Annotated in this window: 22 protein-coding genes; 12 read left to right on the forward strand and 10 right to left on the reverse strand. The window is 72.8% G+C overall.

The window, feature by feature from the left end; all coding sequences use genetic code 11:
* The coding region (locus KS423_RS12700; RefSeq protein WP_224278427.1) for a M28 family peptidase at positions 1-3,115 on the forward strand (3,115 nt) is incomplete at its 5' end.
* 93 nt (positions 3,116-3,208) lie between these two features.
* Here KS423_RS12700 and KS423_RS12705 read toward each other — a convergent pair.
* Positions 3,209-3,916 (reverse strand): hypothetical protein, encoded by a 708-nt coding sequence (locus KS423_RS12705; RefSeq protein ID WP_224278429.1) that lies wholly within the window; start codon positions 3,914-3,916, stop codon positions 3,209-3,211.
* A gap of 182 nt (positions 3,917-4,098) precedes the next feature.
* Complete coding sequence (locus KS423_RS12710; protein WP_224278431.1) at positions 4,099-4,704, reverse strand: hypothetical protein; 606 nt, start codon at positions 4,702-4,704, stop codon at positions 4,099-4,101.
* Positions 4,705-4,942: 238 nt separating this feature from the next.
* On the opposite strand from KS423_RS12710, the gene KS423_RS12715 reads away from it, so the two are divergent.
* Together KS423_RS12715 and KS423_RS12720 are read left to right on the forward strand one after the other, a co-directional pair.
* Positions 4,943-6,181 carry a cytochrome P450 gene (locus tag KS423_RS12715; protein ID WP_224278433.1) on the forward strand — a complete coding sequence of 413 codons (1,239 nt, stop codon included), beginning with the start codon at positions 4,943-4,945 and terminating at the stop codon, positions 6,179-6,181.
* A 190-nt stretch (positions 6,182-6,371) separates the two neighbouring features.
* Positions 6,372-8,216 (forward strand): penicillin-binding transpeptidase domain-containing protein, encoded by a 1,845-nt coding sequence (locus KS423_RS12720; RefSeq protein WP_224278435.1) that lies wholly within the window; start codon positions 6,372-6,374, stop codon positions 8,214-8,216.
* A gap of 46 nt (positions 8,217-8,262) precedes the next feature.
* Here KS423_RS12720 and KS423_RS12725 read toward each other — a convergent pair whose 3' ends face one another.
* The 5 genes from KS423_RS12725 to KS423_RS12745 all read right to left on the reverse strand — a co-directional run bounded on the left by KS423_RS12725 (position 8,263) and on the right by KS423_RS12745 (position 12,100).
* Positions 8,263-8,994 carry a TetR/AcrR family transcriptional regulator gene (locus KS423_RS12725; protein WP_224278437.1) on the reverse strand — a complete coding sequence of 244 codons (732 nt, stop codon included), beginning with the start codon at positions 8,992-8,994 and terminating at the stop codon, positions 8,263-8,265.
* 104 nt (positions 8,995-9,098) lie between these two features.
* Positions 9,099-9,638 (reverse strand): hypothetical protein, encoded by a 540-nt coding sequence (locus KS423_RS12730; RefSeq protein ID WP_224278463.1) that lies wholly within the window; start codon positions 9,636-9,638, stop codon positions 9,099-9,101.
* On the reverse strand, positions 9,638-10,951 hold the full coding sequence (locus KS423_RS12735) for a hypothetical protein (RefSeq protein WP_224278439.1): 1,314 nt from the start codon (positions 10,949-10,951) through the stop codon (positions 9,638-9,640). The genes KS423_RS12730 and KS423_RS12735 overlap by 1 nt, the downstream gene beginning before the upstream one ends.
* A 343-nt stretch (positions 10,952-11,294) precedes the next feature.
* Positions 11,295-11,552, reverse strand: a complete 258-nt coding sequence (locus tag KS423_RS12740) for a hypothetical protein (protein WP_224278441.1) — start codon at positions 11,550-11,552, stop codon at positions 11,295-11,297.
* A 107-nt stretch (positions 11,553-11,659) separates the two neighbouring features.
* Positions 11,660-12,100 (reverse strand): nitroreductase family deazaflavin-dependent oxidoreductase, encoded by a 441-nt coding sequence (locus tag KS423_RS12745; protein WP_224278465.1) that lies wholly within the window; start codon positions 12,098-12,100, stop codon positions 11,660-11,662.
* 191 nt (positions 12,101-12,291) lie between these two features.
* Here KS423_RS12745 and KS423_RS12750 point away from each other — a divergent pair, with 191 nt between their 5' ends.
* The gene (locus KS423_RS12750; RefSeq protein WP_224278443.1) at positions 12,292-12,975 is read left to right on the forward strand and encodes a TetR/AcrR family transcriptional regulator; all 684 of its coding nucleotides are present in this window, start codon (positions 12,292-12,294) and stop codon (positions 12,973-12,975) included.
* An 80-nt stretch (positions 12,976-13,055) separates the two neighbouring features.
* Here the strand turns inward: KS423_RS12750 and KS423_RS12755 are convergent, their stop codons facing one another.
* Entirely contained in the window at positions 13,056-14,303 is a 1,248-nt protein-coding gene (locus tag KS423_RS12755) for an RNA polymerase sigma factor (RefSeq protein ID WP_224278445.1), read from the reverse strand.
* Positions 14,300-14,671, reverse strand: coding sequence for a YciI family protein (locus KS423_RS12760; protein ID WP_224278447.1), 372 nt, complete (start codon positions 14,669-14,671; stop codon positions 14,300-14,302). Before KS423_RS12760 ends, KS423_RS12755 begins: the two co-directional genes overlap by 4 nt.
* A 376-nt stretch (positions 14,672-15,047) precedes the next feature.
* On the opposite strand from KS423_RS12760, the gene KS423_RS12765 reads away from it, so the two are divergent.
* Complete coding sequence (locus KS423_RS12765) at positions 15,048-15,956, forward strand: UTP--glucose-1-phosphate uridylyltransferase (protein ID WP_224278449.1); 909 nt, start codon at positions 15,048-15,050, stop codon at positions 15,954-15,956.
* 63 nt (positions 15,957-16,019) lie between these two features.
* On the opposite strand, the gene KS423_RS12770 is transcribed toward KS423_RS12765, so the two are convergent.
* Positions 16,020-17,240 (reverse strand): FAD-dependent monooxygenase, encoded by a 1,221-nt coding sequence (locus KS423_RS12770; protein WP_224278451.1) that lies wholly within the window; start codon positions 17,238-17,240, stop codon positions 16,020-16,022.
* A gap of 195 nt (positions 17,241-17,435) precedes the next feature.
* On the opposite strand from KS423_RS12770, the gene KS423_RS12775 reads away from it, so the two are divergent.
* From KS423_RS12775 to KS423_RS12805, 7 genes are all read left to right on the forward strand, one after another.
* Positions 17,436-18,491: a hypothetical protein gene (locus KS423_RS12775; protein ID WP_224278453.1), complete on the forward strand. Its 1,056-nt coding sequence runs from the start codon at positions 17,436-17,438 to the stop codon at positions 18,489-18,491.
* A gap of 302 nt (positions 18,492-18,793) precedes the next feature.
* Positions 18,794-19,129, forward strand: a complete 336-nt coding sequence (locus tag KS423_RS12780) for a hypothetical protein (protein ID WP_224278455.1) — start codon at positions 18,794-18,796, stop codon at positions 19,127-19,129.
* Positions 19,130-19,273: 144 nt separating this feature from the next.
* Positions 19,274-20,851: a peptidoglycan-binding protein gene (locus KS423_RS12785; protein ID WP_224278456.1), complete on the forward strand. Its 1,578-nt coding sequence runs from the start codon at positions 19,274-19,276 to the stop codon at positions 20,849-20,851.
* Positions 20,852-20,865: 14 nt separating this feature from the next.
* Entirely contained in the window at positions 20,866-21,303 is a 438-nt protein-coding gene (locus KS423_RS12790; RefSeq protein ID WP_224278458.1) for a protease inhibitor I42 family protein, read from the forward strand.
* A complete protein-coding gene (locus KS423_RS12795; protein ID WP_224278460.1) occupies positions 21,300-21,704 on the forward strand; it encodes a hypothetical protein in 405 nt (134 codons plus the stop codon). Before KS423_RS12790 ends, KS423_RS12795 begins: the two co-directional genes overlap by 4 nt.
* Before the next feature lie 180 nt (positions 21,705-21,884).
* A complete protein-coding gene (locus tag KS423_RS12800; protein ID WP_224278461.1) occupies positions 21,885-23,042 on the forward strand; it encodes a damage-control phosphatase ARMT1 family protein in 1,158 nt (385 codons plus the stop codon).
* A 126-nt stretch (positions 23,043-23,168) separates the two neighbouring features.
* On the forward strand, positions 23,169-23,624 hold a 456-nt coding region (locus tag KS423_RS12805), incomplete at its 3' end, for a glycerophosphodiester phosphodiesterase family protein (RefSeq protein WP_263454779.1).

Consider the following 23,624-nt stretch of genomic DNA (forward strand, 5'->3'; position numbering starts at 1 on the left):
CACCGCCGCACCCGCCCCCTCCCCGGCCCCGCCCAGCGCCCTGGCCGCGGCGGTGAACGCGGCCGACGCCGCCACCGCGGCCGGCCTGGACGCCCTGGCCAAGGGCCCCGACGAGACCTACGAACGCAAGACCGTCACCCCGTGGATCGGCGGACTCTACTCCGTCGCCTACGAACGCAGCTACCACGGCCTGCCGGTGGTCGGCGGTGACGCGGTGGTCCTCGCCGACGCCCAGGGTCGTGTCCGCGCCCTGCAGTCCGCGGCCACCGGTCCCGTCGGCGGCTCCATCACACCGCAGGTCAGCGCGGCGAACGCGGAGAAGACCGCCCGCACCAAGCTGGCGGCGGTGGACTCGGTGGAGTCCCGCCGCCTGGTCGTCCGGGTCAAGGACGGCACCGGCCGCCTGGCCTGGGAGACCGTCCTCACCGGGCGCCAGGGCACCACCCCCAGCCGACTTCACGTCTTCGTCGACGCCGCCACCGGCGAGGTCATCGACAGCTACGACGACGTGCGCGCGGGCACCGTCAACAGCGAGTGGAACGGCCCCGCCCCGGTCACCATCAGCACCACCAACTCCGGCGGCTCGTACTCGCTGCGCGACCCCAACCGGCCGGGCCTGTCCTGCTCCGACTACAGCACCGGCCAGGTCTTCTCCAAGACCGGTGACTCCTGGGGCACCGGCAGCGCCTCCAGCAAGGAGACCGGCTGCGGGGACGCGATGTTCGCCGCCCAGAAGGAATGGGACATGCTGCGCGACTGGCTCGGTCGCAACGGGCACAACGGCAACGGCGGCAGCTGGCCCGTCAAGGTCGGACTCAGTGATGTCAACGCCTACTGGGACGGCAGCACGATATCCATCGGCCACAGCCAGGCCAACAAGTGGATCGCCTCGATCGACGTCGTCGGCCACGAGTTCGGCCACGGCCTCGACCAGTACACCCCGGGCGGTGCGAACAACGAGTCCGGCCTGGGCGAGGCCACCGGCGACATCATGGGCGCACTCACCGAGGCCTACGCCAACGAGCCCGCACCCTACGACTCCCCGGACTACACCGTCGGAGAGATGATCAACCTGGTCGGCAGCGGGCCGATCCGCAACATGTACAACCCCTCACTGGTCGGCAACAACCCCAACTGCTACTCGGCGTCGATCCCGCAGACCGAGGAGCACGCGGCGGCCGGTCCGCTGAACCACTGGTTCTACCTCCTCGCCGAGGGCTCCAACCCGGGCGGCGGCAAGCCCACCAGCCCGACCTGCAACAACTCCACCGTCACCGGCATCGGCATCAAGGACGCCGGCCGGGTCTTCTACGGCGGCATGCTCCTCAAGACCAGCGGCATGACCTACAAGCGCTACCGCACCGCCACCCTGACCGCCGCGAAGAACCTCGACGCGAGCTGCACGTTCTTCAACCGGGCCAAGGCCGCCTGGGACGCCGTCAGCGTCCCCGCCCAGACCGGCGACCCGACCTGCACGCCGTCCGGCAACAGCGACTTCTCGCTCTCCCTCGGCCCGGGCTCCGGCTCCGTCCAGCCCGGCGCCTCGGCCTCGTCGACGGTGAGCACCGCCGTCACCTCCGGCACCGTCCAGACCGTCGCCCTCACCGCCTCGGGTCTGCCCTCGGGCGTCACCGCGAGCTTCAACCCCTCCTCGGTGCAGGCCGGTTCCTCCTCCACCCTGACCCTGTCCGCCTCCGCGGCGGCCGTGGCCGGGACGTACCAGATCACCGTCACCGGCACCGCCGGCTCCACCAACCACACCGCCCAGTACAGCCTGACCGTCGGCGGCGGGGGCAACCCCGGCGGGCCCGCGCCCGACATCGACGTCGCCAAGGTCCAGGCCCACCTGTCCCAGCTGAACAGCATCGCCAACCAGAACGGCGGCCACCGCCGGGCGGGCAGCGCCGGACACAGCCAGTCGCTGGCGTACATCAAGGGCAAGCTCCAGGCGGCCGGTTACAGCGTCACCGAGCAGACCTGCACCTCCTGCACCTACCAGTCCGACAACCTGATCGCCGACTGGCCCGGCGGCCCCTCCGACCAGGTCACCATGTTCGGCGCCCACCTGGACAGCGTCTCGGCCGGCCCCGGCATCAACGACAACGGCTCCGGCTCGGCCACCCTGCTGGAGAACGCGCTCGTGCTCGCCCAGCAGAACCCCAGCCTGACCCGGCACGTCCGGTTCGCCTGGTGGACCGGTGAGGAGCAGGGCCTCCAGGGCTCGCAGTCCTACGTCGGCCAGCTGAGCTCCGCCCAGCGCTCCGCGATCAAGGCGTACTACAACTTCGACATGGTCGGCTCGACCAACGCCGGCTACTTCATCAACAACATCAACTCCTCGGCCTCCGCGCCGATGAAGGCCTACTGGGACTCGCTGAACCTCAAGCCGGAGGAGAACGTCGAGGGCCAGGGCCGCTCGGACGACTACTCCTTCCAGCAGGCGGGCATCCCGACCTCGGGCTACGCGGCCGGCGCCAGCGACACCAAGACGTCGGCGCAGGCGGCCAAGTGGGGCGGCACGGCGGGCCGTTCCTACGACTCCTGCTACCACTCGTCCTGCGACACCACCACCAACGTCGACGCGACGGTGCTGAACCGCAGCGCCGACGGCGTGGCGTACACCATCTGGAAGACCTCGGTCGGCGGCACCGCGCCCGCCGACGACTTCTCCCTCTCGGTGAACCCGACCACCGCCACCGTCTCGCCCGGCGGCACCGCCACCGCGACGGTCGCCACCGCCACCACCTCCGGCTCGGCCCAGACGGTCAGCCTGACCGCCTCGGGCGCCCCGGCGGGCGTGACGGTCTCCTTCAGCCCCTCCTCGGTGCAGTCCGGCGGCTCGGCGACGGTCACCCTCGCCACGTCCGCCTCGACCGCGACCGGCACCTACAACATCACCCTGACCGGGACCGGCTCGGCCGCGCACAGCACCAGCTTCTCGCTGGTCGTGGGCAACGGCTCGCCGAACCCCGGTGGCACCTGGACGCCCGGCACCACCTACCAGGCGGGCGACGTCGTGACCTACGACGGAGTCGGCTACCGCTGCCTCCAGGGCCACACCGCCCAGGTCGGCTGGGAACCGCCGGTCGTCCCGGCGCTCTGGCAGCCGGTGTGACGCAGGCGCGCTGACGCCCGGTGAAGCCGCTGCGCCGCGGTCCGTCGAGGGGGACGGACCGCGGCGCAGCCGTGTACCCGGACCACGGGGGCCTCAGCCGGGGTGGAAGGCGACCCGGACGTTGTCGTCGAAGGGGACGATCAGCCCGTTGCCCGTCTCCCAGGTCCAGTCGTGCGGGACCAGGAACATCCGGCCGCCGGCGTAGGCCAGCAGCCGCAGGCCCTCGTAGCGGTAGCGGAACCGCGCCCCCTGCTCCACGTCGGGCAGCACCGTCTCGCGCACCCCGGGCCACCCCAGGTGGAGGCGCTCCGGGGTGTCGAGGACGACCGCCGGACGCCGGTAGAGGTGGTGGGCCAGCTGCTCGGCGTCGGCCGTGCCCTTGTACTGGGCGTAGCCGCCGACCGCCCAGAACGAGCAGAGCACGATGATCGTCACGCTGATGCCCAGCGCGGCGCGCTCCCCGGTCAGCGGGTACGGCGCGCCGGTGCTGCGCACGTACATCATCCGGGCCAGGACCCCGAGCAGCAGCGCGCCGCCGATCAGGAGCGGGGTGCCCATCGGGCCGGCGTCGAACGCCTCGAAGCCGGCCAGGAAGCCGAGCACCAGCAGCGGGACGGCCGCCACGGTGACGGCCAGGCAGGCCCACCGCACCGTCCGGGCGCCGCCCCCGCCTCCCCCGGCCGCCCTGGTCGCGAGGTGGTAGACCAGCGCGCCGACCAACGCGCCGACCAGCGCGACCCCGGCCGGGGCGTAGAGCGCGGGGGAACTGCGGAGCAGCAGGTCCTGGGTGACGAAGCCCATCGTGCCGGCGTCGATGCCGAAGTAGCCGTAGAGCGAACTGGTGTAGGCGTAGCCGAAGAAGAAGAGCAGCGCGGCGAGGAGGGTGGTCGGGGCGGCCCAGGTCGCGAGCTTGGCGATCCACTCGCCCCAGGGGCGCGCCTGCGGCTGCGTCGGCCCGCCCGGGGGTTCCTCCTCGACTGGGCTCAGGGGTTGCTCCCGGCGCCGGTGGAAACGCCGCCGTTCGGGCTGGACCCGCCGCCGGGAGTCCCTCCGTCGTAGGACGTCGGTCCGTTGCCGGGGGTGGAGCCGTTGCCGGGGGTGGAGCCGTTGTCCGGGCTGATGACGTCCACCGAACCCGCGGCCTCGATCCGCTTGGTGGAGTCATCGGCCGTCACGGTGAGGCACACGGTCCGGCTCGTGGTCCCGGGCTTCCACTGCGGGAGCTGGAACTCGACCTGACCGGTCGTGCCGTCGGTCACCTGGACCTGCTTCCAGGGAGGGCTCGCGTACGCCGAGCTGCCGCAGTCGGCGACCTTGCTGATCGTGGCCGGGAAGCTGGTCCTCGACGGGAAGGACAGGCTGATCAAGGCGGTGTTGTCGCTGCCCTGGACGTTCGCCGAGGGCTCGCCGGCGTTCCGGAATCCGCCCTCGTTGCCCTCGTCCTTGGTCCGCTGGTCGTCCGGCCGGCCCGATCCGCTGTTCTGACCGTTCTGCCCGGCCTGGGTGGCGCCGGCCGACCCGGAGCCGCCGCCACCGCCGCAGGCCGCGAGGGCCGGAACGAGCAGGACGGCCACCGGCCACCGGGCCACTCGGCGGTTCCTGCCGCCTCCGAAGTGCCGGGTCCCGGGCATGCGTTCTCCCATCCGCTCAGCGAGCAGGGGCCGCTCGGCCCCGCCGCACGGTAGCCGTGCGCCCACGGCCCGGCGCGCCGCCGCGCCGCCCCCGGCCGGACCCGCCATCCGTTCGGGGCAACCCGGACGGGAGCCTCCCTGGCATAGAGTCGGACCGGAACGGACGAACCGTCAGCAGACCGGAAGGACCCGACCCGTGAGCACGGACACCCGCCCGGTACCGGAGCTGGCCGCCGAGGCCGTCGAGCAGTGGCGGGCCGAGGAGGCCGAGCTCGTCGACCTGCTGGCCCGGACGCAGCGCGGCGTCGGCGGCGTCGCCGCCTTCCGCCTCGGCCCGACGCCGACCGTCCTGGTCACCGACCCGGCCGCCGTGCAGCACGTCCTGGGCCGCCACCCGGACCGGTACGTCAAGCGCTCGCACCGCGCCCGGATGCTGGTCGGGGACGGCGTGCTGTCCGCCACCGGCGACGCCTGGAAGCGTCAACGGCGGCTGCTGCAGTCGCAGTTCACCGGCACCGGGATGCGCCGCTACGAGCGGCGGATCGCCGCGGCGGCGCGCCGCACCGCCGAGCGCTGGGAGGGGTACCGCCGCAGCGGGGAGACCTTCGACGTCGGCGAGGAGATGCGCGGCTTCGCCCTGGACACCGTCTGGCGGGCGCTCACCGGACTGCCGATGGACGACCGGACGGATCACGAACTCCGCTCGGTGGAACGGGTGGTGGCCGCGATGCCGACACTGCCGACCAACGCGGCGGACGCCCGGGACGCGGTCGCCGGGGACCTGGCCCGGATCGACGCGGTGGCGCACGCGGCCATCGACGCGGCGCGCTCGGCCGGCCCGGCCGAGGAGCCCGGCGTGCTCCGGGTGCTGATCGAGGCGGGCGAGCAGTACCCCGAGTACACCGACCGGCTGATCCGCGACGAGCTGGTCACCCTGCTCGTCGCCGGCCACGAGACCACGGCCACCACGCTCACCTGGCTCTTCCTGCTGCTCGACCGCCACCCCGGGGCCCGGACGGCCGATCCGCAGGCGCTGGTGAGCGAGACGCTGCGGCTCTACCCCTCCGCCTGGCTGCTCCCCCGGCACGCCGTCGAGGACGACGTCATCGCGGGGCACCGCATCGTCGCCGGGACGGACGTGCTGGTCTGCCCGTACCTCACCCACCGCGACCCGGCGCTGTGGCCCGACCCGGAACGCTTCGACCCCGCCCGCTTCGCCCCCGGCGCGGACCGCCCCGGGCAGCTCGGCGCCTACGTCCCGTTCGGCCTCGGCGCCCGCGCCTGCCTGGGCACCCAGTTCGCGCTGCGCGAGACCACGGCGCTGCTGGACCTCCTTCTGCCGATGGGGCCGTTGGCGTTCCGGTCGCGACCGACGGGGGCGGCGTACAGCATCACCGTGCGGCCGGACGGGCCGACGCCGGCCGTGCTGGGCTGAGGCCTTTCGCGGTGCGGCGCCGGGTGTGGTGCCGTCCGGTTGCGGGCTGTCCCACTGTCGACCGACCACTCGTCTCGGCATAGGCTGATCCGCGCCCGAACGGACTTTCGTCCGATCGTCGGGCCGGCGGGCCGGCATGCCTGAGGGGGCGAGCCCGCCGCACACGATGGATCGCAGGGGGGACGGGGCCATGTCCGGAGAACGGAAGAACGACAGGTACGACGAGTACGACCAGCGCGACGCGGACCGCGGACACGACGGGCAGGACGGGTTCCTCCAACAGGACGGGCTCCCCGGGCACGACGGCTACGGTGCCCACCGGGAGTACGACGAACTCGCCGACGACGACAGCGCGTACGACGAGGACGGCGAGGACGACGACGAGGCCCCGCGCGGCTCGACCACGCGCCGGGTCGTGATGGTGGCGGCCGGCGGGGTGTTCGCCGCCCTGCTGGCGGTCGGCGGCTACGGCGCCTACAACGTGATGAACGCCGTGACGGACAACGGCCCCTCCAGCGGCCACCAGGGCTCCGGCACCGTGGCGAAGGCGCCACAGGACCCGCCGACCGCCGAACAGGCCGAGTCGGCGGCCAAGGAATTCCTGGCGGCCTGGAGCCGCGGCGACATCACGGCCGCGGCCGGCCTGACGGACCGCCCGGAGTCCGCCCGCGCCGCGCTGACCACGTTCCACGAGCAGGTGGGCGCCCGCTCGCTCGCCCTGACCGGGACGGGCCGCGCGCCGGCCGACGGCCCGAGCGAGCCGGCCCTCGGCTTCCGGGTGAAGGCGGAGTTCGAGGGCACCCCGGACGCCTGGGAGTACGACAGCGTACTGAGTTTCGTCCGCTCCCAGGACGGGCGGGCCGTGGTGCGCTGGAAGCCGTCCGTGATCCATCCCCAGCTCACCCCGGGCAAGAGCATCGGGGTGAAGGCGATGCCCAACCCGGTGTCCAAGCCCACCGACCGCAAGGGCCGGCCGCTCGACACCTTCCCGTCGCTGCGCGCCGTCCTGCCCCAGATCGCCCCGCCGGACGGCGCCGACGCCGTCACCGGACGGGCCGTGGTGCTCTCGGACGGCAGCGGTGGCAAGCCGGAGCAGCTGTTCGTGCTGACCCCGCCGAGCGCCCCGCAGGTCAAGCTCACCCTGGACGCCGACCTCCAGCAGGTCGCCGAGGACGCGGTCAAGCAGCAGTCGGCGAACGGCAATCCGGCCTCACTGGTGGCCATCCAGCCGAGCACCGGCCACATCCTGGCGATCGCGAACGCCCCGCAGGGCGGGTTCAACCGCGCGGTCGCGGGCGGCCAGCCGCCCGGCTCGACGATGAAGGTGATCACCTCGGCCGCCCTGCTGCAGGCCGGGGTGAGCCCGGACACCGTGGTGCCCTGCAAGGACACCACCTACTCCCCGCGCGCCTGGCACAACGACGAGCGCGGCGACTTCCCGTCCTACACCCTCACCGACGACTTCACCCACTCCTGCAACACCGGCTTCATCGACAAGGGCCTGGAGAAGCTCCAGCCCGGCGCCCTCGGCCGGGTGGCCCGGGAGCAGTTCGGCCTCGGTCTGGAGTGGCACATCGGCATCCCCAGCCGGGACGGCACCATCCCGGCCCCCGGGAACAAGGACGAGGCCGCGGCCCAGTACATCGGCCAGGGGCAGATCCAGGTCAACTCGCTGCTGATGGCCTCGGTCGCCGCCACCGTGCAGAACGGGACGTTCCGTCAGCCCGTGCTGCGCGAGGACGCCAAGCGCGTGACGGCACCCGACAAGCTCCCCGCCGACGTCGCCCGGGACCTGCGCGCCATGATGGCCAAGACCGCCACCCAGGGCACCGCCCGTACCCCGATGGCCGGCCTGTCCGGCCAGATCGGCGCCAAGACCGGCACCGTCGAGGCGGGTGGCCAGGCCAACAACAGCTGGTTCATCGCCTACCGCGGCGACCTCGCTGTCGCCGCCGAGGTCGAGGGCGGCGGGCACGGCTTCAGCGCGGCGGGCGTGGCCGCGGCCCAGGTGCTGAAAGCGGGCGGCAAGGGCTGAGCCGGCGGCCGACGGCCACCAACCCGGACCGAGGACGGCCGCCGACCTACGCCTTCGCCGTGGTCGGCGGCCGGTAGTCCGCCCCCAGGCCCATCCGGTCCATCAGATCCCGCATCAGCATCTCGAACATCGGCTCCTGGTCGACGATCAGGGGTGCGAAGTGAGCGAAGACCTCCAGCGCCACCTGGCCGTAGATCGAACGCCAGCAGGAGAGCATCACGACCACCGCACCGAGCGGCATCTCCACCCCGGTCGCCGCGCGGTACGCCGCCATCTGTTGCCGCAACAGCGGCTCGAGTTCATCGTCGGCCAGCACCGGATAGGGGCGGGCGTTCCAGAGCTGCACGAACACCGGGCCCCAGACTTCGGAGAGCCGGCGGACCCAGTCGCTGGTCATGTCCGTCTGGGCATCCGCCGCAGCGGCCGTCGGTGTGCCGAACAGCAGGTTGAACTCCTCGCGGTGGGCGAGCGCCCAGCGGCGGAAGGACCGGGTGGGGGCGATCAGCCGGGCCGCAAAGTCGGTCTCGGGCTCCACGTCGACCGCCGCCTGGAGTTCGAACGCGAGGTCGGCGACGATGTCGCGGGCCGTGTGCCGGACAATGTCCGCCAGGTTCTCGAAGTGCCGGTAGAGCGCCGCCGGGGTGACCTGCACCCGCCGCGCGATCTCGGCGAGGCTCAGGGCGTCCACCCCGTGCGTCGCGATGATGTCCCGTGCGACGGCCCGCACGTCCTCCGACATCTGGAGGCGGAGCCGGTCGCGCCGCGTCAGCGTGTTCATCTTCCCGCTCTTCCCAGGCCTCGACGATCGCACGTTCGAATGCGTCGTATGGTACCGACCTCGGGGCCGGACATGTCGTGGCCCGGCCCCGCGTGGCCCCGCCGTCAGGCCAGGGTCACCGCCACGACCCCGGCGGTGACGTAGAACAGCAGGAACAGCACCGGGATCCACAGCTCCACCAGCGTGAGCGGAAGGTACTGCCTGATCGTCTTCCCATCCCCGAGTTCCACCCACTCGGCATCGTACGCGCGGGCCGGCAGTCGCTCTTCCAGTGCGCCGATGACCCGGTACTTGGCCCGGTTGAGCTGCCGGTAGGAGGCGATGAGGAGGATCCAGGCCACGCACTGCCCCATCGCCACCAGGCCGGCCACCACCAGCCCCCAGGTCGGCAGCCCGTGCAGGACGCTGCCCCGGACCGCGCCGACCGCCGCCAGCAGGGCCGCATTGACGGTCAGGAAGAAGGTGTTGGTCAGGCTCCGGCGGGCGCTGATCCGGTCCGCCATCTCCACATACAGCTTGTACTGCTCCAGGACGGCCGCCTGGTACTTCTCGCCCGCCGAACCGTAGTCCTGCACGCCGACCCGGCTGTTCCACAGCCTCGCGTCGAGCGCGGTCGGGGTGATAGGCGACACCTGGCCGGGCATCACCACGCGGGCACCTCCGCCACCGTCCCGCCTTCCGACGCGAGTTCGCCCTCGACTTCGCTCACCCGGATGTCGAACAATCCCGGCTTGCTGCGGGACGGCCTGACGTCGTCGACGACGACCAGGACCCGCCGTCCCTCCGTCAGCCGGCCGGCCTCCAGTTCCCCGCGCAGCAAGGGCGACATCCTCCGCGCGTGCAGCAGGGCCAGCGTGGGCAAGTCCGGGTAGCCGTCCAGCCTCACGAGCAGGTACGACTCGAAGGGACGAACCACGGTGGCCCCCTGCCGGTCCCCGACCCGGGGGTACTCGTCCATGGACGGGGCCTGGGGCGGGACAACAGGGGCGGAGATGACAGCCGGCTGCGGGTGCGCGGCCGCGATCTCGATACGCTGCCGCATCCGGTCGACCCGCCGGATGACGACGGGAACCTCGTCGTTCTGCTTCAGCCCCGTCGCCTCGTGCTCCCGCAGCCGGGAGCGGCCGCCGCCGGGCAGCTCCACCCAGACGCCCTTGTTGTTCAGCTCGTACACCCGCGCGGTGAACCTGGCGCTGCGCTGGTACGTGCGCTCCCACTCGTCCCAGGGGTCCTCACCCTCCTGCTGCGTGAAGACGAGGGTATTGTCCCGGTACACGAAGAAGCCGTCGACCTCCCTGCCGACGAAGAACCTCGTCGACATGTGGTCAGGGATGTCCATCTGATAGCTGACGTCCCGTTTGTGCATCTCCGCGATCCGGCGCGGATTGCGAACGTCGCGGACGCGGATGTGGTCCTCGCAGACCTCCTCGACCCTGGCCCTGGCCCGCTGACGGTCCTCCGGCGTGTAGGGCCGCAGGTCCATCTCCGGCACGCGCCGCTGGCGACGCAGGGCCTCAACCTCCGTTTGCAGGCTGTCCTTCAGGTCCATCAGGCCCCTGGTGTTCCACACGTACCACACGACGCGGAACTGGCCTCGAACATTGGTGGGCACCTCGGCCCCCTTGTGTGCGATCACCACCACCCGTTTCCGCAGACACAGCGCCCAGGCCAGTTCCATGGCCACGGAGGTCGACGGAACGGACAGGTCGACGACCACGATCCCCGCCCGGTCGATCCCAGACCAGGCGACGTCCAACGCGCTCTCGGTGGTGCCCGGAACCTTGTCGGCGCGCTCGGCGCGCATGTCCCACTTCTCAGCCCACTCCGCGAAGTAGCCCTGGTACAGGTCGTCGAAGTTCTCCAACCGGCCGTCCGGCAGCGGCTTCTCGTCGTACGGCATCGCGAAGAAGACCATGTCCTCCTCGACGGACCCTTGACGGCGCAGATCCAGTGTCAACGTCCCCTCCCGACTTCCTGATGGTTAGTTACAAAGTAACGGGTATTTACACCATGCGGCAGGGGCCACGCAACGCGGAGGGCGAGAATCCGGCGCGGACCGCCCGCGTGCGCGCCGGGGCGCGTGCGCGGGGGCGGCGGCCAGGAACAAGTACGTCCAGCCAGCGGCAAGTTCGGCGGTGCACACCGGGAACGGCCGACTGTCCGGACCAAAGGCCTGGCCGCGCTCGGGCATGGTCGGCTCTATCGTTCGGCCTCCTGATCCGGCGTCACCGACTCCTGGCGGCGGGTGCCGTCAGGCCGCTTTCGGGGCTTCGCGACAGCCGCCCGTTCGTGCGTGCGGCTCAGCCGGTACCTTCGCCGTGGGCCAGGCGGAGGTTCCGCAGGCCGGGGAAGGGCGGGGTGTGCTCCGCCTCCCGGTCGGCGATCAGGTCGGCCGACTGCCGGGCGCCCATGGCGCGGAACGCGGCCTTGCGCTCCTCGTCGGCCTCCTCCTCGCCCGGGTAGAGGACGACGTGAACGGCGTCGCCCTCACCCTCCCAGGTGTAGCTGCGGTACGGGGGGATCCGGGGCCCGTCCGTCGCCTCGGGCTCGTCGGCCATGGGGAACCTCCGGTGGTCGTCCGCGGGTGGTCTGCCGCCATGGGCAACGAGTCGGGAGCAAGAAGGGCCCGGCGCTGCGGCACGATTCCCCCGTCCGGTACGGATGCTCAGCTGCCCGTGATGCGGAAGACGGGGTAGCCGGGGGCGACCCGGAGCAGGTCCTCGGCCGGGGCGTCCGGGCCGATCCCCTCGAAGAAGTAGCCGACCTCCCACTTCCAGCGGCGCAGGTAGGCGCGGAGCACCTCGGACTTGTCGGCGTCCGGGAGTTCGGTGGCGCGGAAGACCTCGGTGCGGCGGCCGACCCGGAGTTCGCCGGTGCCGGCCGCCCGGAGGTTGCGGACCCACTGGGTGTGGCCGCGCGGTGCGACCAGGTAGCGCTCGCCCTCGTGGGTCAGCAGGTTGACGGGGGTGGTGCGCCACTCGCCGCTCTTGCGGCCGCGGACGGCCAGCACCCGGGAGCCCCAGAGGCTGACGCCGGCCTTGGTGAGGGCGGCGACCATGCCGTTGAGCAGCTTTCCGGTGGCGATGCCGAGGCGGGTGGTCGGCATCAGCAGACGGGTGGTCGGGCTGGGCAGGTGCTCGGCGCGGGACATCGGGGCTCCTCGATTCCGTGATTACTGCTTCTTTTCGAGAGCACTGCTCTCTCTTCGGCGCCTCCAGCATGGCACCGGCGGGCCGATGAGACAAGAGCAGTGCTCTCACTCGTGTGCAGCGCTCCGACCTGTGGCAGGCTGTCCCCATGCCAGCGATCCGGACCGCCCGCGAACGGGCCCGCGAGGAACTCACCCGTGAGATCAAGCAGGAGGCCCGCCGCCAACTCGCCTCCGCGGGCGCCCAGCAGCTGTCGCTGCGCGCCGTCGCCCGCGAGCTGGGCATGGCCTCCTCCGCGCTGTACCGCTACTTCGCCAGCCGCGACGAGCTGCTGACCGCGCTGATCATCGACGCCTACAACGAACTCGGCGACGCCGCGGACCGCGTTCTCGCCGCCACCGGAGCGGGTGCGTCGCGGGACCGCTGGCGGGCCCTGTGGACCGCCACCCGTGACTGGGCCCGGGCCAACCCGCACGAGTTCTCGCTGGTCTTCGGCACCCCCGTACCGGGCTACGCGGCACCCCGGAGCACCGTCGAGCCCGCCGCCCGGCTGCCGCTCGCCCTCCTCGGCGTGGTCCGCGACGCCGAGCTCCGGCCCACCCCGCCCGGCCCGCCGCCGCAGGGCGCCCTGCCCGAGCAGCTCACCCGGCTCACCGCGGACTTCGCCCTCGGCCTGCCGCCGCACGTCCTCGCCCGGAGCATCGGAGCCTGGGTGCAGTTGATCGGCCTGATCGGCTTCGAACTGCACGGCCACCTGGTCGGGTCGATCGACCCGGCGGACGACTTCTTCGCCTGGACCACCGAGCAGACGGCCGACGCGGTCGGACTCTGAGCACGATCGGACACCGAGGACCGGGACCGGGCCGCGACGGACAGGACCGGGCTCCGAGAGGTCGGAGGCGGGGAGCAGCCTCACCGGGCCGGACGCACCCGGCCCGCCCGTGCCTCCAGGTACCGGCGCTCCGCGAGGCTCGCGGTGGCCCGGGCGGCGCGCCGGTAGTACTCGTACGCCCCGGCCGTGTCGCCGGCCCGCTCCAGCAGGTGCGCCCGGACGGACAGCAGCCGGTGGTGGCCGGCCATCCGGGTGTCGGCGTCCAGGGTGGCGAGGAGGGCCAGGCCGGTCTCCGGGCCCTCGGTCTCGGCGAGGGCGACGGCCCGGTTGAGGGTGACCATCGGGTTGGGCGCGATCCGCTCCAGGATCAGGTACAGCGCGTACACCTGCCGCCAGTCGGTGTCCCCGGCGGAGGCCGCGTCGGCGTGGGTGGCGGCGATCGCGGCCTGGAGCCGGTACGGGCCGAGCTCCGGACCGGCCAGCGCCTCCTTGACCAGCGCCGTTCCCTCCTCGATCAGCGCGCGGTCCCACACCGTGCGGTCCTGCGCGGCCAGCGGGACCAGGTCACCGGAGGCCGTCGTCCTGGCCGCGCGGCGGGCATGGGTCAGCAGCATCAACGCGAGCAGCCCGGCCACCTCGCCGTCCTCCGGCAGCTGTGCCCGCACCATCCGGGTGAGCCGGATCGCCTCGCGGGCGAGATCGAGGCGGTGCAGCTCCCCGCCCGAGGAGGCGGTGTAGCCCTCGTTGAATATCAGGTAGAGCACGTGCAGGACGACCCGCAGCCGTTCCTCGCGCTCGTCCGCCGGTATCCCGCCCTCCGACAGGGACCCACCGGGCAGCTCGAACGAACCGCCGGCGGCCCTGATCCGCTGCTTGGCCCGGCTGATCCGGGCCGCCATCGTCGCCTCCGGCACCAGGAACGCGCGGGCGATCTCGGCCGTGGTCAGCCCGCCGACCGCGCGCAGCGTCAGGGCCGTCTGCGAGGCGGCGGTCAGCGCCGGGTGGCAGCACAGGAACAGCAGGAGCAGCGTGTCGTCGGTGTCCGGCACCTCCTCCGGCACCACTGCGGCGGCCGCCGTCGCCCGCTCCCGCTCGCGCCGCGCGCTGTCACCGCGCACCTGGTCGATCAGTCGCCGCGAGGCGACCGTCACCAGCCAGCCGCGCGGGTTGTCCGGCACCCCCTCGGAGGGCCACTGCACGGCGGCGGCGAGGACGGCCTCCTGCACCGCGTCCTCGCACCCCTCGAAGCGGCCGTACCGTCGTACCAACGTGCCGAGGACCTGCGGCGTGAGCCCACGCAGCAGGTCCTCGAAGTCCGGTGCTGTCATGCCTCCAAGTGTCCGTCGGAGAACATCACCTGTCGCACTTCGACGCCCAGGCCCTCGATCGCGGTGTCCGGGATGCGGGCGGCCAGTTCGATCGCGCGCTGCCTGTCCTCGCAGTCGATCAGGTAGAAGCCGCCCAGGAACTCCTTGGCCTCCAGGAACGGTCCGTCGGTCACCACCGGCTGGCCGTTGCGCACGGTCACCACGGCGGCCTGCGACGGGTCGACCAGCGCCTGGGTGAGGATCAGCTCGCCGGACTCCTTCAGATCCTCGATGAACCGGCCGTGTCCGGCGCCGATCGCCGCCTTCTCCTCGTCGGTCAGGGCGTCCAGCACGGCCGGGTTGATGTGCAGGCTGATCAGGAACTTCATCTCGTCCTCCTCGGGTGTGCGGCCCCGGCGGGGCCGCCTTCGGCCGGGTGTCGGTGCGGGCGCCGCGGTCTTGACGTCCTCCGACGGAGAATCTCCCACGGATTTCCCGCCCCGCTCCGTCGCGCCACCCGACGGCCGGGCGAGCGACGGCAGGCGGCCGACCGCCGGAACCCGGGAGCGCGACGCCGAGAAACCGCGCGCCGTACCGGAGTTCGAGATGGCCCGCCCGTAGCCGACGGGTGCAACCGGACGGCTGCCGGGAGGCCGGTTTCCGTACGCCGACCGTCCACTTAACGGGACGCCGGTCCCTGATAGCGTCGACCGTGACGCCGCGTCACCACGGCGCTGCACCACCGACGAAACGAGAGAGGGTCACATGGCCCCCAGGACGATCCGCCGAGCCGTCATCCCCGCCGCCGGGCTCGGCTCCCGCCTCCTGCCGCTGACCAAGGCCACGCCGAAGGAGATGCTGCCGGTCGGCGACAAGCCGGTGATCGAACACACCGTGCGTGAGCTGATCGAGAGCGGCATCACCGACATCACCATCGTCGTGAACGGCGACAAGGGCCTGATCCAGGAGCACTTCCGCCCCAACCCCGTCCTGGTCGAGCAACTGCGCCGGGACGGCAAGGCGGCGTTCGCGGACGCGGTCGAGGAGGTCGGCGAACTGTCCCGCAAGGGCCACATCAGCTACCTCTACCAGCACGGCCCGTACGGCAACGGCACCCCGGTGCTCAACGCCGCCCGCCACTTCGGCGACGAGCCCTGCCTGGTGCTCTGGCCGGACGACGTCTTCGTGGCGGAGGTCCCCCGCGCGCAGCAGCTGATCCGGGCGTACGAGCAGACCAACGCGCCGGTGCTCGCGCTGATGCCGATGGCGCCCGAGGACTCCTACCGCTACGGCGTGCCGGTGGTGAAGGAGGACCTCGGCGGAGGCTCGCTGCGGATCACCGGCCTGGTCGAGAAGCCGAAGCCGGCCGACGCGCCCTCCGCGTACGCGGCGATCGGCGGCTACGTCATCACCCCCGGCATCGTCGACGAGCTGCGCGAACTGACCCTCCGGTGGCACGAGAAGCCCGAGGACGAGGTCTACCTGACCGACGCCATCAACGCCTACGCGGCCCGGCGCGCGGTCTACGGGCAGGTCATCGACGGCACCTGGTACGACACCGGCAACCCCGCCGCCTACCTGCGCGCCCAGTTCGCCGCCGCGCTCGCCAACCCCGAGTACGGCCCCGAGCTGCGCCGGCTCGCCGCGGAGCTCTCCCCGGCCGCCGCCCGGTAGAGCGGCACGGGACGGCCCGTACCCGGTCGCCCGGGCACGGGCCGGCACCGGGCGCCTTCCCGGTCAGTAGTCCGGCAGGTCGAAGGCGAGCGCCGCCTGGAAGGCCGCCTCCAGCTTCGGGTCGGTCTGTCCGAGGTTCGCGACGCTCTCGGACCGGGCCTTCCGGTCCCCGGTCAGCTTGAGGATCGCCTGGTTGGCGGCCACGTGGTCGCGCAGCCGCCGCTCGTAGGCGGGGTAGGCCGTGTGGTGGTCGCCGTCGGCCGCGTGCAGTTCACCCGCCAGGACGTAGGCGGCGGTCAGGGCCACGCTGGTGCCCTGACCGGTGGCCGGGGAACAGCAGTAGCCGGCATCGCCGAGCAGGACGACGCGGTCCTCGGACCAGCGATCCATCCGGATCTGGGCGATGACGTCGTAGTGGAAGGCGTCGGTCTCCCACATCGCCTGGAGGAAGCGCGGCAGCTCCCAGCGCGCACGGGCGGAGCGCTCGGCCACCAACCGGCGCTGCCGGGCGGGGTCGCGCGGGAGCATGCGGTCGAGCGGCTCGTCGGTGTGGAAGCCGACGAAGACGCGCAGTTCGCTGTTGTCGCGGACGGTCATCGCCATGCAGAACCAGTCGGGGTCGTCGCCGGCCTGGTGGGCGACCTCCCAACGGTCGAGGTCGAGGTGGTTGGGCGCGCTCCAGACGGCGAGGTAGGTGCCGATCGGGTTCAGGTAGTCCGTTTCGGGGCCGAAGACCAGGCGGCGGGTGTTCGAGTGCAGGCCGTCGGCGCCGACGACCAGGTCGAAGGACCGCTCGGTGGCGCTGCGGAACCTGACCTCCACGCCCTGCGGGTGCTGCACCAGGGTGTCGATCGCGTCGTCGAAGCGGTACTCGACGCCGGGCCCGGCGGGTGTGCCGTTCTTCTCCGCTCCGGCGATCAGCTCGGCGAGCTCGTCGCGCAGGATCTCCACGTCCGGGCCGCCGACCGGCCCGCCGCTGGCCGTCCACTCGGTGGTGCGGCGCAGCTCGTGGCCGTCCGCGTCGACCACCGACATCCCGCGCAGACCGGTCCGGCGGGCTCGGACCTCCTCCAGCAGACCCATCCGCTCGACCACCGTCAGGGCGGTGCCGCGGATGTCCACGGCCTGCCCGCCGGCACGCAGCGAGGGGGCCCGCTCCACGACCGTGACGCGGAAGCCGTAGCGGTTCAGCCAGTAGGCGAGGGCGGTGCCGGCTATCCCGGCGCCGGAGACCAGGACGGAGGTGGTGCGGGTGCCGGAGTGCGGTCGGATGCTGTTCGACATGGTGACCTCCCACGAGTTTCGCTCTTTCAACACCAGCGTGGGGCAGGCCACTTGCAGGACACGGACAGGACGCAGGCACGGCACTGTCACCGCCGGCAGGACACCGGCGCCGCGCTGACCGGACGGTGGCGTCCCGCTCTCCGAATGGGAACCCCGGCGCACGGCGCCCGTCAGTCGCTCCCTAAGGTCGGTGCCATGCCGAGAACCACACCCCCGCGCCCGCTCGACATCGAGGCGCTCTTCCCCGAGCTGGCCCGGCATCGGGGCACCACCACCCGGCTCCACCCGCGCCCGGGACGGCCGGACGCCTCGGCCAGCTCCGTCGGCGGCCCGCTGCTGTGGCCCTCGGACGAGCCCTGGCCGGTCTGCACCGACCCCCACCCGCATGCCCGCGGCCGGCGCCCTGCGGACATCCACCGCTCCCGGGAGGTCCTGGCGGCGGCCTGGAACCGCGAGCAGGACCCCGGTCCGACGGACGGGGAACGGCAGCTGCTCGACGAGCTCGGCCGCCGCCACCGCGTCGAAGGCGCGTCCGCGGACGACCCGTTGCCGCTGATCGGCCTCGCGCAGTTCTACCGGCGGGACATCCCCGACCTGCCGGCCGGGCCGGACGACTGCGACCTGCTCCAGGTGTTCTGGTGCCCCTTCGACGCCCACGGCCCGGGCCGCACGGGCATGCTGCTCGACCTCCGCTGGCGCCGCTCGTGGGAGGTCACCGAGGTCCTGGCGTCGCCCCCACGGCCGGAGGTCGTCGGCTTCGACGGGTACGTGCCCGAGCCCTGCGTGCTGCACCCCGAGCAGGTGACCACCTACCCGTTCGCCGGCCTCCTCCCGGAGGACCTGTGCGCCCGCATCGGCGCCTGGGAGGAGGCCCGGGAGGAGGAGGCCGAGGGGGACGGGGAGGACGGGGAGGACGGGGAGGACGGGGAGGACGCCGGCCCGCCGCTCTACCAGTACGACCTGTCCATCCCTCCCGGCTGGCGCGTCGGCGGCTTCGCCTCCTGGCACAGCACCGACCCGGCCCCGATGGACTGCCACAGCTGCGCGACCCCGATGCACCTGCTGCTGACCATCGACAGTTCGGAGTGGGACGGCGGCAGCGGCAGTTGGCGGCCGTTGGAGGACCAGGCGTCGGCGGACCTCCACGACGCCTCCACGCCGACCGAGGTCACCGTCGGCCGCTGGGGCGAACTCAACGTCTTCGCCTGCCCCGCCGACCCTCGCCACCCGCACCGCCGGAGCATCCAGTAGCCGGGAGTCTTCACGACGTCCGACGAAACCGCGCACTCGCCCACCCTGCGCACCGGTCTCCTGACGGCCCGGATCCACCGGCTGACCACCGTCACGCCCCCCGCAGGGCCCCCTCCACCACACCCGGCTGACCGCTTCGCGGCGCGTCGGCGTCCTGCCGTCACCGTGCGGTGGACGGTGTGTCATGAGTCTGCAACAGCCCTCCGACCAGGCGCGATAGGAATTGCCCAGGCACCGGAGCGCCCGTATGGTGCTCGGACGCCGTCGCGCGGACGGCTCGGGGGACGCACGAGGGGTGAACCATGGCGCAGGGGTCGGGGTACGCGATCCAGGCCGGCGGGGCCGAGGGACAGGCGAAGGCGCTGGACAAGGCGTCCGGGGACGAGGGGACGATCGGGACAGCGATCAGCGATCCGGTGTGCTACACCCCGGACGTGTTCGGGGGCGAGGACGTCGATCCGGCGTACCGGAACTTCAGCACCGCCTGGCAGGCGGAGACCGCGACGATCAAGAGCGCGCTGAGCGAGCTGGCGGGCAAGGTGCGGGGTTCCTCCGCCGGCTACCAGTCGGCTGACGGCGCCGTGGTGAAGGACCTCGCGGCGGCCTCGGGCAGCGGCGGGTACCGGCCCTTCGGCTGAGGCCCGGCGGGCGGGAGCGGGGCAGACGAAGTCCCGGCAGGCGAGCAGCCTTACGGATGAGCAGCCGAGCAGCTGACGAGCGGCCGGCGAGCAGCAGCAGGAACGACACCACGGGCAACGGGAACAGGGGGCGAACGAGCCGCCATGGCAGGCGAATCCACCACGCAGCGCTGCAAGGCGCTGAGCGACCGGCTGAAGGACGTCCGCGAGGCGGACAGCAAGAACGAGCTGATCTCCGCGATCAGGGGCGCCCTCGCGGTCCACGCACCGGTCGGGGACCCGGGCACCATCGAGGCCACCGGCAACCGCTACAAGAACGCGGCCGCCGACTCCAACCAGCTCCACCAGGACGTCCTGGCGGTCGCCACCTCCGGGCTGCCGGACGTCTGGACCGGTTCGACGGGTGCCAAGGCCGCCGAGGTGGTGGCCGCCGCCGCCCGCGCCGTCGACCAGCAGACCACATCGCTCCACAACGGCGGGATAGCCCTGCTCCACCTCGCGGACGCGCTGCGCACCGCCCAGGGCCAGGACGGCGCCGCGAGGTCCGCGCTCCAGCAGGTGCTGAACTCGCTTGGCAGCGAGGACGGCTGGTTCGACGACTGGTTCGAGGGCGACGACGAGGAGGCGGCGCGCAAGAAGGCGCAGCAGGCAGCCGTGCCCCAGGTCGACGCGATGCTGAACGCCGCCAAGCACGCCGACGAGGCGGCCCGGGCGGCGGCCCGTGACCTGAACAAGCTGGCCTCCGAGGCCCGGGCGGGCAGGATGAAGACCAACGGGGTCACCGCCGCCGACAAGCTCGTGCTGGCCGAGACCTCCGGTCCGGACGGTCCGACCGAACTGAACGAGCTGTTGACCGCCAACGACATGAAGCGGTCCGGCGAGTACCTGGACAAGATGAACGACAAGGACCGGGCGGACTTCGAGAAGCTGCTCGCCGACTCCAAGTCCCCGCAGGAGCGGGCCTATCTGATGAAGGCGCTGGCGGCCGGTCACAATCTGGACGAGATCCGCGCCTTCCAGGGCAAGATCCACGGCAAGGACCCGGAGTGGCTCCGGACGCACCTGACGCCCGTCCACACCGAGGACGAGGACACCTCCAGCGGCGGGGTCAACGACGACGGCTCCAACAGGAACACCGACCCGGTGACCTTCGACGGCGCCCGCTGGCAGCAGGCGGACACCGAGGGCACCTGCGTCGCCTCCTCCACCGTCACCGCCCGGGCGATGGTCGACCCGCTCTACGCGCTGGACCTGACCGGCGGCCCGTCCGGCCAGGAGGACGACCCGGCGGCGTTCCAGCAGCGGCTGCTGGCCGAGCAGCACCGGGTGCACCAGGAGGGCGACGGCGGCAAGGACTGGGACGGCATGGGAGCGGACGGCAAGGAGAAGGTGCTGGAGAAGGAGGTCAGCCCGCACACCGGCGCCGACTTCGACTACAAGAAGATGCCGGACTCCGACGCCCGGCGCGAGCTCCTGCCGGACATCGAGAAGGCGGTCGCCGACGGCAAGCCGGTGCCGGTCGGGGTGGAAGGCTACGACAAGGACGGCAAGCGGTCGGGCCACGCCATGATGATCGTCGGCCAGGAGGGCAACATGCTGCAGATCTACAACCCGTGGGGCACCACCACCTGGGTCAGCGAGGACGACTTCGTCAACGGCCACATGGACGGGGCCTCCGACAACCGGCTGCCCACCGCCTACGCCGTCCACCTGCCGAAGTGACCGGGGTGGTACGGATGTCCACGAGGAGGCCGGTCCGGGCGGTGGCGCTGGCAGCCGTCCTGGCGGCCGGCCTGACGGCCTGTGGGCAGGACGGGCCCGACCGCGGCCGGGTGCTCGGCGCGGAGGAGCGCTCGGTCAGCCTCGCCGTCGGCGAGCGGTTCACGATCGCCGTCCGGGACAACACCTCGGCCGGCGACCGCTGGAGCGTCGTGGACCCGAAACCGGACGCCGCGGTCGCGGCCGCGGTCGACGAGAAACTGGAGCTCCCGGAGGAGTCGAAGACCTCGGACGGTGTCGGCGGCACCCGCTTCTACACCTTCGAGGCCAAGGGCCGCGGGACCACCGCCGTCACCCTCCTCAACTGCTTCCGCGGCTACTGCAACCTCCCCACCCCCAGCGACGAGAACAGGAAACCGGTCGTGCGCAACACCTACACGGTGACGGTCCGATGAGCCCCGAGGACCGCTTCCGCCCCAGGACCGACGACGAGCTGCGGCAGCTCGACGTGTCCGCCATGCTCCGCTACGGCCTGGCCTTCGCCGGCCCGCACCGGGCCGCACTGTTCGGTGAGGGCGCCGTCGCGGCGGCGCTGGCCGCCGACCGCCTCGGGGTACTCCCCCGGTCGCTCGCCTTCCTGGCCGAGGTGGTGCGCAGCGGCGGTGCCCGCTACGCCGCGGACCTCGCCGAACCGCTGCCCGGAACGGAGCCGGCCCGGCTCGCCCGCGACTGGCTGGGCTCGGCGGCCACCACCGTCACCACCGTCGACGGCGACCAGCTGCTCGCCCGCTGGCTGGACGCCGTCGCGGAGATCCTCGGCCTGCGCCGGGACGTCCGTGGTGGAGCGGGCGGCTGAGGAGCGGCGCGATCTAGACTCGGCCGTGCCGGTGGCTCCGGCAGACGGTCGGCGGCAGGGTCCGCCGACCGCCGAGGACGAGAGAGACGAGCCCCCATCGTGTCGAAGCCGAGCGCGTGGCAGCCGAACCCGTCGAGCCCGAACCCGTCTCGCGCGCCGGGCCCGTCGAACGCGGCGCCGGTGATCCGCAGCGGCGTCCGCGGGTCCTTCGCCCACGGGGTGTTCCACGAGCGCCACCCGAAGCTCGTCCGGCAGGTGCTCGACGCGCTGCCGTACGGGCCGCGCGAGCGGGCGGCGGTCGAGCGGCTGCTGGTGGAGAGCACCACCGGGGTGCTGGAGCCGCTGGGGGCGGACGCTCCGGACGGGACGCGGTGGCTGGCCTGGGGCGAGGGCCTGTGGGGCAGGCCGTGGGCCGAGGCGCCGTTCCTGTGGGCGGAGAGCTACTTCTACCGGCGGCTGCTGGAGGCCACCGGGTACTTCCGGCCCGGTGTCTGGCAGGGCGTCGATCCGTTCGCACCGTTCAAGGCCGCCGAGCTGGGCGGGCCGGCGGTGGACGAGGAGCTGGCCGCGCTGGACGGGCTCGACGGGCTGCCGGAGGACCGCCGGGCAAAGGCGCTGGTGTCCTCCGCGCTGTGGGGCAACCGGGCTGACCTCAGCTTCCGGATCACCGCGGGGGCGCAGGGGGCGACGGCCTCCGACCTGGCCGCCGACGACGGTGCGCTGCTGCGAGCCGCGCTGGAGCGGGCCGGGAGCACGGGCGGACCGGTCTGCGTCGTCGCGGACAACGCGGGCCGGGAGCTGCTGCCGGACCTGGTGCTGATCGACCATCTGCTGGCCCACGGTCTGGCGGCACGGGTCGTGCTGTACGTGAAGCCGCAGCCGTACTTCGTGTCGGACGCGACGATGGCCGACGTCCTCGCCGCGCTCGGGCGCCTTCGCACCGCATCCTCCCCGGCCGCCGGGGCGGTCGGCGGGCGGCTGTGGCGGGCGCTGGGCGGGGGTGAACTCGTGGTCCGGACGCATCCGTTCTTCTGCGCCCCGCTGCCGTTCCACGACCTGCCCGCCGATCTGCGGGCCGAGTTCGCCGGTGCGGCGCTGACGATCGTCAAGGGGGACCTCAACTACCGCCGCCTGGTCGGTGACCGGCTCTGGCCCCCGACCACGCCGTTCGCCGAGGCGGTGGGGCACTTCCCCTCGGCCGTCGCGGCGCTGCGGACGCTGAAGTCGGACGTGATCGTCGGCCTCGACGCCGCCACCGTCGCCCGGCTCGACGGAACCGGGACGCCGTGGCGCACCGACGGGCGGCACGCCGTCGTCCAGGTCGACCCGCGCGCATAGGGCCCACCCCCTCGCAAGACGTTACTGCTTGACAGGGTGCGTAATACTGTAACGCGCTGGTACGCCCGCGGACCCCGGCCTCGCGGGCCCGTCGGGCCTCCCTCTCCCCGCAGCTCGGAGCACCACATGCACCCCTTCCTCGACCATCCCGGGCCGCTCGCCTTCGCGCACCGGGGCGGTGCCCTCGGGCGCCCCGAGAACTCGCTCGCCGCCTTCGAGGCCGCCGTCGCGCTCGGCTACCGCTACCTGGAGACGGACGTGCACGCGACCGCCGACGGCGTGCTGGTGGCCTTCCACGACTCGCGCCTCGACCGGGTCACCGATCGCACCGGGGCGGTGGCGGAGCTGCCCTGGGAGGCCGTCAGGCGGGCCCGGATCGGCGGGACGGAGCCCGTGCCGCTGCTGGAGGACCTGCTCGGCGCGTTCCCCGGGGCCCGCTTCAACATCGACGTCAAGGCCGCGCCGGCCGTCGGGCCGCTGGTCGAGGCGATCCGCCGGACCGACGCCTGGGACCGGGTCTGCGTCGGCGGCTTCTCCGACACCCGGCTCGCCGCCGTCCGCGCCGCCGCCGGCCCGCGGCTG

The organism is Streptomyces sp. LS1784, from assembly GCF_020103755.1.
Lineage (GTDB): Bacteria > Actinomycetota > Actinomycetes > Streptomycetales > Streptomycetaceae > Kitasatospora.

Bases quoted from the DNA above. Each gene is read 5' to 3' on its own strand.
- KS423_RS12725 (WP_224278437.1), bottom strand. From the start codon at position 8,994: ATGAACACGCTGACGCGGCGCGACCGGCTCCGCCTCCAGATGTCGGAG.
- KS423_RS12720 (WP_224278435.1), top strand. From the start codon at position 6,372: ATGTCCGGAGAACGGAAGAACGACAGGTACGACGAGTACGACCAGCGC.
- KS423_RS12790 (WP_224278458.1), top strand. From the start codon at position 20,866: ATGTCCACGAGGAGGCCGGTCCGGGCGGTGGCGCTGGCAGCCGTCCTG.
- KS423_RS12775 (WP_224278453.1), top strand. From the start codon at position 17,436: ATGCCGAGAACCACACCCCCGCGCCCGCTCGACATCGAGGCGCTCTTC.
- KS423_RS12755 (WP_224278445.1), bottom strand. From the start codon at position 14,303: ATGACAGCACCGGACTTCGAGGACCTGCTGCGTGGGCTCACGCCGCAG.
- KS423_RS12795 (WP_224278460.1), top strand. From the start codon at position 21,300: ATGAGCCCCGAGGACCGCTTCCGCCCCAGGACCGACGACGAGCTGCGG.
- KS423_RS12740 (WP_224278441.1), bottom strand. From the start codon at position 11,552: ATGGCCGACGAGCCCGAGGCGACGGACGGGCCCCGGATCCCCCCGTAC.
- KS423_RS12765 (WP_224278449.1), top strand. From the start codon at position 15,048: ATGGCCCCCAGGACGATCCGCCGAGCCGTCATCCCCGCCGCCGGGCTC.
- KS423_RS12730 (WP_224278463.1), bottom strand. From the start codon at position 9,638: ATGCCCGGCCAGGTGTCGCCTATCACCCCGACCGCGCTCGACGCGAGG.
- KS423_RS12780 (WP_224278455.1), top strand. From the start codon at position 18,794: ATGGCGCAGGGGTCGGGGTACGCGATCCAGGCCGGCGGGGCCGAGGGA.
- KS423_RS12770 (WP_224278451.1), bottom strand. From the start codon at position 17,240: ATGTCGAACAGCATCCGACCGCACTCCGGCACCCGCACCACCTCCGTC.
- KS423_RS12760 (WP_224278447.1), bottom strand. From the start codon at position 14,671: ATGAAGTTCCTGATCAGCCTGCACATCAACCCGGCCGTGCTGGACGCC.
- KS423_RS12705 (WP_224278429.1), bottom strand. From the start codon at position 3,916: ATGGGCTTCGTCACCCAGGACCTGCTGCTCCGCAGTTCCCCCGCGCTC.
- KS423_RS12785 (WP_224278456.1), top strand. From the start codon at position 19,274: ATGGCAGGCGAATCCACCACGCAGCGCTGCAAGGCGCTGAGCGACCGG.
- KS423_RS12750 (WP_224278443.1), top strand. From the start codon at position 12,292: ATGCCAGCGATCCGGACCGCCCGCGAACGGGCCCGCGAGGAACTCACC.
- KS423_RS12745 (WP_224278465.1), bottom strand. From the start codon at position 12,100: ATGCCGACCACCCGCCTCGGCATCGCCACCGGAAAGCTGCTCAACGGC.